Source organism: Pseudomonas sp. Pseusp3 (assembly GCF_047304225.1).
In the GTDB taxonomy this organism is placed as follows: Bacteria; Pseudomonadota; Gammaproteobacteria; order Pseudomonadales; family Pseudomonadaceae; genus Aquipseudomonas; species Aquipseudomonas fluorescens_CD.
Genome location: NZ_JBGLYV010000161.1, coordinates 1 through 8,955, shown reverse-complemented (window position 1 = coordinate 8,955; position 8,955 = coordinate 1). Strand labels below are relative to the sequence as shown.

General features: G+C 59.0%; 5 protein-coding genes. All 5 read right to left on the bottom strand.

Annotated elements, in window-relative coordinates:
• On the bottom strand, positions 1 to 3,894 hold a 3,894-nt coding region (locus tag ACCD00_RS29260), incomplete at its 3' end, for a hypothetical protein (RefSeq protein WP_413428704.1).
• Positions 3,895 to 4,521: 627 nt separating this feature from the next.
• Complete coding sequence (locus tag ACCD00_RS29255) at positions 4,522 to 6,021, bottom strand: PAS domain S-box protein (RefSeq protein WP_413428703.1); 1,500 nt, start codon at positions 6,019 to 6,021, stop codon at positions 4,522 to 4,524.
• Between the two features lie 100 nt (positions 6,022 to 6,121).
• A complete protein-coding gene (sigJ, locus tag ACCD00_RS29250; RefSeq protein WP_413428702.1) occupies positions 6,122 to 7,015 on the bottom strand; it encodes an RNA polymerase sigma factor SigJ in 894 nt (297 codons plus the stop codon).
• A gap of 3 nt (positions 7,016 to 7,018) precedes the next feature.
• Positions 7,019 to 7,453, bottom strand: coding sequence for a carboxymuconolactone decarboxylase family protein (locus ACCD00_RS29245; RefSeq protein ID WP_413428701.1), 435 nt, complete (start codon positions 7,451 to 7,453; stop codon positions 7,019 to 7,021).
• A gap of 94 nt (positions 7,454 to 7,547) precedes the next feature.
• Positions 7,548 to 8,831, bottom strand: a complete 1,284-nt coding sequence (locus tag ACCD00_RS29240) for a Zn-dependent hydrolase (protein WP_413428700.1) — start codon at positions 8,829 to 8,831, stop codon at positions 7,548 to 7,550.
• Between the last annotated feature and the right edge of the window lie 124 nt (positions 8,832 to 8,955).

Genomic DNA, 8,955 nt, shown 5'->3' with positions numbered 1-8,955 from the left:
TATCGCACCAGACCCTGCCATAGCAAGTCCGAGTTGAAATGTCCCGAGTTTTGCAGAGGGACTGCTCACCTCCCACCTATAAACCGTTGTATCTATATTTAGATTCGGTGTCACGCTCAAATCCTGCGCAACAATACCGCTCCCTCCACTCCAGCGTAAACTGACTTTAGTACCAGCCAATGGGCTACCCGGCTTAGGAATTAACGTAACTATGCGCTTCGAACTATTAAGATAGGGAACTTCATTAGCCGATACGTCAATGCCATCAATTTTAATGACAGCCTCATCCGTCAGATTGTTCGACAGCAACTTGCTGACAGGCAAAGTAATCGGTGTAGTCATGCCCTTACCCGCAAATGCCAGCTGGAAGGTCCCGCTGTTGGTGTTCCCGGTCACCGCCCAGCTATGGGTGGTGAGTGCACCGCCAAAGGCCGGTGCACTCACCACGTCGGTGATTACCAGTCCGTTTCTGATGGCGCAGGTCAGGGTGACTGGAAGGCCAGCCAGCGGGCTGTTGGTTTTGGGAGTCAACGTCACCGTTTGCGCCTTGTCCCGGTAAAACCAATTGCCCCCGGCGGGCACGGCGACGCCGCCAATCTTCACGTCTGCCTCATCCGCCAGGTTGTTCGACAGCAACTTGCTGACAGTCAGGGTAATCGGTGTAGTCATGCCCTTACCCGCCAACGCCAACCGGAAGGTGCCGCTTTTGGTCTTCCCGACCACTAACCAGGAATGGATAAGTGACTCACTGCCGAAGGCCGGTACACTCTCCACGTTGGCGCTATCCAGTCCGTTTATGATGGTACAGGTCAGGGTGACCCGCAGGCCGGTCAGCGGGCTGTCGGGTTTGGGGGTCAACGTCACCGTTTGCGCCTTGTCCCGGTAAAACCAGTTGCCCCCGGCAGGCACGGCGACGCCGCCAATCTTCACGTCGGCCTCATCCGCCAGGTTGTTCGACAGCAACTTGCTGACAGCCAAGGTAATCGGCGTGGCCATGCCCTTACCCGCCAATGCCAGCTGGAAGGTGCCACTTCTGGTTTTCCCGGTGACTGACCAGCTGTACGTGGTTTGCTCACCGCCAAAGTCCGGTGCACTCACCACGTCGGTGACATTGAGACCGCTTTTGATGGTGCAGGTCAGCGTGACCGGCAGGCCGGCCAGCGGGCTGTTGGTTTTGGGAGTCAACGTCACCGTTTGCGCCTTGTCCCGGTAAAACCAATTACCCCCGGCAGGCACGGCGGCGCCGCCAATCTTCACGTCAGCCTCATCCGCCAGGTTGTTCGATAGCAACTTGCTGATAGTCAGGGTAATCGGTGTCGTCATGCCCTTACCCGCCAACGCCAACCGGAAGGTGCCGCTTTTGGTCTTCCCGACCACTGACCAGGAATGGATAAGTGACTCACTACCGAAGGCCGGTACACTCTCCACGTTGGCGCTATCCAGTCCGTTTATGATGGTACAGGTCAGGGTGACCCGCAGGCCGGCCAGCGGGCTGTTGGGTTTGGGGGTCAACGTCACCGTTTGCGCCTTGTCCCGGTAAAACCAGTTACCCCCGGCAGGCACGGCAACGCCGCCAATCTTCACGTCGGCCTCATCCGCCAGGTTGTTCGACAGCAACTTGCTGACAGCCAAGGTAATCGGCGTGGCCATGCCCTTACCCGCCAATGCCAGCTGGAAGGTGCCACTTCTGGTTTTCCCGGTGACTGACCAGCTGTACGTGGTTTGCTCACCGCCAAAGTCCGGTGCACTCACCACGTCGCCAGCCGACAGTCCGCTTTTGATCCCACAGGTCAGGGTGACCGGAAGACCCGCCAGCGGGCTGTTGGGTTTGGGAGTCAACGTCACCGTTTGCGCCTTGTCCCGGTAAAACCAATTGCCCTCGGCGGGCACGGCGACGAATCCAATCTTCACGTCTGCCTCATCCGCCAGGTTGTTCGACAGCAACTTGCTGACAGCCAGGGTAATCGGCGTGGACATGCCCTTGCACGCCAATGCCAGCTGGAAGGTACCACTTCTGGTTTTCCCGGTGACTGCCCAGCTATACGTAGTTTGCTCACTGCCAAAGTCCGGTGCACTCACCACGTCGGCGATTACCAGTCCGTTTCTGATGGCGCAGGTCAGGGTGACTGGAAGGCCCGCCAGCGGGCTGCCTGATTTGGGGGTCAACGTCACCGTTTGCGCCTTGTCCCGGTAAAACCAATTACCCCCGGCAGGCACGGCGACGCCGCCAATCTTCACGTCGGCCTCATCCGCCAGGTTGCTCGACAGCAACCGACACCCCAGCGGCATCGATTGCTCCACTTGGGGAACGTCTATGAGCAACTCAAACGAACCGCTTTGGGTTTGCCCGCCGGTTACCGTCCACTGCAATCCTGCCTGCGTGAGCGGTCGTGGATCGTTCAACTCAGGGTTATACGTCATGCCCAACTCTGCACCACTGCCTTTTTTCAACGCGACATTCAGCCCAATCAATGAGCTGGCAGCCTTGGGGACGAGTTCTACTGTGTAAGTGCCTGCACGAAAGAACAGCAGCTCAGGTCGAGCCAGGTCGACAGGCTCACCATTGATCTTGAGCGATTGAATTTCATCGGCAGTGATTTTCGACAGCACCCGACTCTCGATGCTTAATGGCGTTTCAACATCGGCACAGACGACCCGCAACGTAAACACACTACTACGATCACCGCCGGTCACCTGCCACTCCAGCTTCAGATTGTCCGGGACTTTTCGAGGCGTTATGAGGCGCGGGTCATAGGTCATACCCGGGTTGCCGGTTTCCTCCAGTGTCACGCTCAGCCCACGCATGGACTCTGCAAAGGTTATGGTCAGCGGACGCGTTTCCTTGCGGAAGAACACCGCGCCGAGGTCTGAAACTTCACTTCCGCTCACCTCGATTTTTGCGACTTCATCCTTCAGGTTCGCCGAAAGCAGATGCCCGGTGATTTCCCAGTCGCGCTTGAGTTTCGAGCAGTGCATCTGCAGTTTGAACAAACCGCTTTTGGCGCTGACAGGTGAGGTCAGGTTCCATGTCAGCTCGGTGCCCTCCATTGGGCGTTCGACGTCCAGATCCGGAGTAAAGCTGAGCCCCAGGGCTTTGGCGTCCGCGGACTTGAGTGACACCGTAGAACCTTCAAGCAGCTTGTTTTGATTCAACAGCTTTAACGACAATGGCTTGCCACTTGTGCAAACCACACCTCGCTCAAGTACATCGGGTTCAGTCTTGCCGTTGACCTGTATCAGCGCGTCATTGCCCCATGGGGTGAGCGCCAAGGCATGGACCGGCATCTCTTTACGGAAGTAGCCTTGCTCGTAATAGAGGCTCGGCACAGTGACGTTGATGAGGTGAATCCCTGCCTTTGTTGGCTTGAAGTTGTAAGGCGTGACCCAACCTGTTGCATCAGGATCGGCCGGCTGAAGGTCTTGCTCTTCCAGCTTCCATTTCGCCGGAAATGGCATCGCCTCTTTTGTGTAGTAGGAAATTTCCCGCGCCTTGAGGATCGTCTCTTCGCCGTACTCAATCACCTGAAATTGCTCGTTGCCGCTGGCATCGACAAAATCGATTCGGTGATGGCCCAGCGACACATCAACCTTGTACGCAGGTGAAGTGAACTCGGTTTGAGCCCATAGCTGAAACGCCTTCACTTCAGCGTTGGACGGTTGGTGGGGGCAATCGATTAGCCAGGTAGCGCCCTGTTCCTGAAAATGTTGATAAACAGTGATGTTCGGGTTGGTAGTGACGGGCAATTCAGGTTCGGCGGGATTTTTGTTCAGGCTCACGCCCTGATTGCTCCACGGGCTGTCCGCCGCAGCCTTGACCGTAAAATCGTGTTTAGCACCATGACAGATATAAAGTGGTCCAGCGGCCATCAACTCGGAATTGCGATTGCCTGCCATTACGTCATTCTCCCGATCATTGCAGCAGAGTGAAAAACGGTGTGTTTTTCACTATCTGAGAAATACCGGGTAGCGACTACTGTCAGAAATAACAGCAACAAAGATCATTCGGCAATAAAAACCGACCGTCTGATACCAACTTTTACCGATTTACCATTCAGCATGACCGCGCCGTTCAACAGCGCGGCCGTCACACCGGCTTACTGGGTAATGCACCGAGTCGTGGTGGTGATTCGGGTCACTTGCCCGTCTTCGGCCCGTACATCGCCCAGCACATCGGTTTTATCCATGGCCTGGCAGGTTCGTTCAGGAGGGAGTGGAGTGACTGCTGGAGGGGGTGGCGGACTGGAACAACCGCCGAGAATCGCCACGCAGAATGCCAGCGACACAGGTGAGATAACGCGTTTCCCAAGAATTTTCATAGGTTGACCCGCGATGAGTGATCGACACATTTTTGTGACAACAGAACCGGTGCGGAAAATCCACACACCTGTCAAAAAAAATAAATATCTGCGAATCACTCATAGCCCGGCCGGCGAGCGATGCCAGTAAAAGCTGGCAGTTCTTACATCATCAGGTCAGGGCGTTGCAGGGAATTACTCTACAGTTCGTAGCGCTATTCTTCGATCAGGGTGACGACCGTTTACACCGCCATTCACTGGAGAACAGCCCCCGCTCCCGCGCCCAGACAATCGCCTCGCTGCGGCTATGCACATCGATTTTCGAATACACCGCTGCCACACGATTGCGCACCGTGTTCGGCGCCAATTTCAGGCGCGCGGCGATTTCCTTGTCGGCCAGGCCTTCGCATATCAGGCTCAGCACATCGTGCTCACGGGTGGTCAGGTCGGTGAAGGACTCGCCGGGCAATTTCGGTGAGTTGACACGCTTCACGTTGGCGAGTTTTTCCATCAGCGTGCGGCTGAACCACGAGGCGTCCTTCATCACCTCTTCGATGGTCGCCACCAGTTCCAGCTCAGTGCGCTTGCGCTCGGTGATGTCTATCAGCACCAGCAGATGGCACCGGCGGTCCTGAATGTTCACGGTGTCTGCCGACACCACGTAATCGATCAGCCCGGCGTCCTTTCGGCGTACACGCACATCGATGCGGTCCAGGCTTGCAGACTTCTCCAATGCTGCGAAAAGCCGCATGCGTACTCCCTTGTCGACGATGAAATCGATCTGCGCGATGCTCTTGCCGAGGACCTCTTCGCGGGAATACCCGAGGGTATCGAGGAAGGCTTCATTCACATCCAGCACCACTTGATTGCGGGCCGCACAGACCAGGATCGGCACCGGGGACAGGCGAAATGCCTTGGCAAATCGTTCTTCGCTCTGGCGCAGGGCAGCTTCGACCTTGCGTCGCGGCTCCATGTCGACGAAGGAAAACAACAGGCAGGCTTCGCCGTTGAGCTCCAGCGGCTGGCCGGCCACGATCACTTGCTTGCTGCCACCGCCGGCCAAGCGCAGCTCGGCCTGCATTTGCGGTATGGTCGCGCCTTCGCGCAGGCGCTGCCTGGCCAGCTCCTTGTTTTCGGCCTGATCCAATACGTCAAGCTCATGGGTCGATGTACCGATCACTTGGTCACGGGTGTAACCGGTCATCTCGAGGAACCCGGGGTTGACCTTGATGTAGCGCAAGTCGCTGAGGCGGCAGATCACAGCGGGGGCCGGGTTGGAGGCGAAGGTTTTCTCGAAACGTTGCTCGGCGTTGGCCCGGTCGGTGACATCGTCCATGATCAACACCAGCGATTGCGGCTCGCCACGGCTGTCGGCCAATACCAGGCTGCGCACGCGATGGACCCAGGTACGCTCTTCGTCCGCCACCGACGTCACTTCCACCAGCACATCGCTGAACGTCTCGCCGCGCCCCACCCGGTTGATCGGGTAGCTGTCGACGGGCACCACATGGTTGTTGCGATAGCGCAAGGCGAAGCGCTTGGCATACGCCTTGGCGTTGGCACCCAGGTCACTGACTTGCGCGACACCGTGCATGGCCAGCGCTGCCGCGTTGGCCCACAGAATGCTCTGGTCGAGATCGAGCAGTATCACCCCGTCGGACAGACCATCGATGATCTGCTGCAACTGGCGCCGATTGGTTTCCGTGGTCAAAACGTCCTGGCTCATGGTGACTCCACAAGTAGGGGGAACCCGTGAAGAGTAAGACCGCAGACCTGTCTGATCGTGCGAAGTACCTGTGGGATCTGCATCATTTCGGGATGTCTGACTAGTGCACGTTCAGCGCCGCCTCCAGCCCCGCCAGCTTGTCCGGATTACGCATGATGAAAATCCGGCTCACCCGCCCCGCTTCATCAAAACCAAAGGTCATCGACGCCGTGATAACGCCGTCGGCCTTGATGACGACACCTTGGGCGCCATTGATTTCAATGGGCAGCCATTCGCACGCCTGCCAATAGTTGTGCAACGACTGACCGATGAAATCCAGCACGCGCGCGATACCCGACAGGGTTTCGCGGATGGCCGGGGCCTTGCCGCCGCTGTCGGCGCAGAGTTCAACGTCTTCGCTCAGCATGGCACTCAAGGAAACGGTCGAGCCGCTGGCGATAGCGCCGTGAAACGCACTCAACAATTGAGTTTGACGCACGGGCTCCGGTTGGTAACGGGCGTGCCCGTTACCCAGGCTCGCCTTGGCCCGGGACACCAGCTTGCGGCAAGCGGCTTCCTGCACCCCGACCGCATCGGCGACCTGCGGGTAATCCATGTCAAAGATTTCGTGGAGCAGGTACGCCGCGCGCTCCTTGGGTGTCAGGCGCTCCAGCAGCAACATGAACGCGGTGGACAATGACGAGGCCAGTTCGAGCCGGTGCTCGGGTGAGTCCTGATGGGTGGTGTGAATCGGTTCCGGCAGCCAGGTGCCGAAGTAGTCGACCCGGGATGCGTGCGCCGAGCGCAGCACATCGATGCAGTGCCGGGTGCAGGCCGTGGTCAGCCAGGCGGCCGGCGTGGCGATGGAGGCCCGGTCGGCCTCCAGCCACTTGATGAACAACTCTTGCACCGCATCCTCGGCTTCGGCGCGCGAGCCAAGAATGCGATAGGCCAGGCCGAGCAAAAAGGGCCGGCGCTGCTCGAACACAATGGCGGCGTTTTCAGCGCAGTTCATCAATCAGTGCCTCGACACCTGCAAGCGGTTCCACAGGTTGATCATGCCGATCTCGGCCGTCAAGGCACCGATCTGTTCGTCGTTGAAATGCGCCCTCAACTCACCGCGCAGGCTGGCGTAATCGTTTTTTTCATCCAGCAGCGTCAAGGCTTCGGTCCACGCCAGCGCGGCGCGCTCCGAAGCGCTGAAATCACTGACGTGACGCCAGACGATCAGGCGATCCAGGCGCTCATTGGTTTCATTGGCTTCCCGGGCCTCGCGGGTGTGCATCTTCACGCAGAAACCGCACTGGTTGATCTGCGAGGCACGCAGGTGGATCAAGTGCTTGAGGGAGGGATCGAGATCATGCTGATCGAGCACGACATGGACCTGAGTCAGGCTTTCGAAAACCTGTGGGATCGATTGCAGCAGGTTGACCGGTTGGGTATTGGACGACATCGCGTTGCTCCACTGATTGAGGGATTCAACAGGATGACGATTGAGGATTGCCCGTTGTGACGTGCGCCGAACAATTCAGCGCACGTCACAGGGTTCAGGCAGTCAACGCCTCCTTGGCCACCGCCGCCGAAGCCGCCAGCATTGCCCGCAACAGCACCGCACAGCCGGCCGCGAGGTCGTCCGGCGCGGCGTTTTCGATTTCGTTGTGGCTGATACCGCCTTCGCACGGCACGAAGATCATCCCGGCCGGGCCGAGTTCAGCGAGGAAGATCGCGTCGTGTCCTGCGCCACTGACGATGTCCATGTGCGAAAGGCCCAGGCCTTGGGCGGCGCCGCGCACGGCTTCGACACAGCCCTTGTCGAAGTACAGCGGCGGGAAGTCGGCGGTTGGGGTCAGTTCGAACGTCAGGCCGTGTTCTTCGCAGGTGGTTTCGATGACTTCTCGCACTTCGGCGATCATCGAGTCCAGGCGTTCCGGTTCCAGATGGCGGAAGTCCAGGGTCATGCGTACTTCGCCGGGGATGACGTTGCGCGAGCCGGGATAGGCTTGCAGGCAACCGACAGTGCCGCAGGCGTGGGGCTGATGGCCGAGGGCGGCACGGTTGACCGCACCGACAATCACCGCGGCACCGACCAGGGCATCCTTGCGCAGGTGCATCGGGGTCGGGCCGGCGTGGGCTTCGACACCGCGCAGTTTCAGGTCGAACCATTTCTGCCCGAGGGCGCCCATGACCACGCCTATGGTCTTGCGTTCGTCTTCAAGGATCGGGCCTTGCTCGATGTGGGCTTCGAAATAGGCGCCCACCGCATGGCCACTGACCTGACGCGGGCCCGCGTAACCGATGGCGTTCAACGCTTGCCCCACGGTGACACCATCGGCATCGACCTTGGCCAGGGTTTCCTCGAGGGTGAATTTTTCCGCGAACACGCCGGAACCCATCATGCACGGGGCAAAGCGCGAGCCTTCTTCGTTGGTCCAGACCACCACTTCCAGCGGCGCCTCGGTTTCGATGTTCAGGTCATTGAGGGTGCGCAGCACTTCGACGCCGGCCAATACACCGAAGCAGCCATCGAACTTGCCGCCGGTGGGCTGGGTGTCGATGTGGCTGCCGGTCATCACCGGCGGCAGGTCGGGATTGCGTCCGGGGCGCCGGGCGAAGATATTGCCGACGGCGTCGATGCTGACGGTGCAGCCGGCATCGATACACCATTTGACGAAGATGTCCCGGGCCTGGCGGTCGAGATCGGTCAGGGCCAGACGACACACGCCCCCCTTGACCGTGGCGCCAAGCCTGGCCAGATCCATGAGCGACTGCCACAGGCGGTCGCGGTTGATGTGCTGATGGCTGGACTGCAGAACGTCGACGGCAGCGTTCATGATGATCTCCTCAGGCAGTTCTTGTGTGTTTCTTCAGGCAATTCGGTGGTGTATGCGCGGCCGTGGTGGGGGGGGGACCCCCCCCCCCCCCGGGGGGAGGTTGAAAAAAAGGTTGGGGGGGGGG

What these genes read in the sequence shown, in the direction of transcription:
- ACCD00_RS29245 (WP_413428701.1), bottom strand. Translation starts at nt 7,453, where the DNA reads ATGTCGTCCAATACCCAACCGGTCAACCTGCTGCAATCGATCCCACAG.
- ACCD00_RS29240 (WP_413428700.1), bottom strand. Translation starts at nt 8,831, where the DNA reads ATGAACGCTGCCGTCGACGTTCTGCAGTCCAGCCATCAGCACATCAAC.
- sigJ (WP_413428702.1), bottom strand. Translation starts at nt 7,015, where the DNA reads ATGAACTGCGCTGAAAACGCCGCCATTGTGTTCGAGCAGCGCCGGCCC.
- ACCD00_RS29255 (WP_413428703.1), bottom strand. Translation starts at nt 6,021, where the DNA reads ATGAGCCAGGACGTTTTGACCACGGAAACCAATCGGCGCCAGTTGCAG.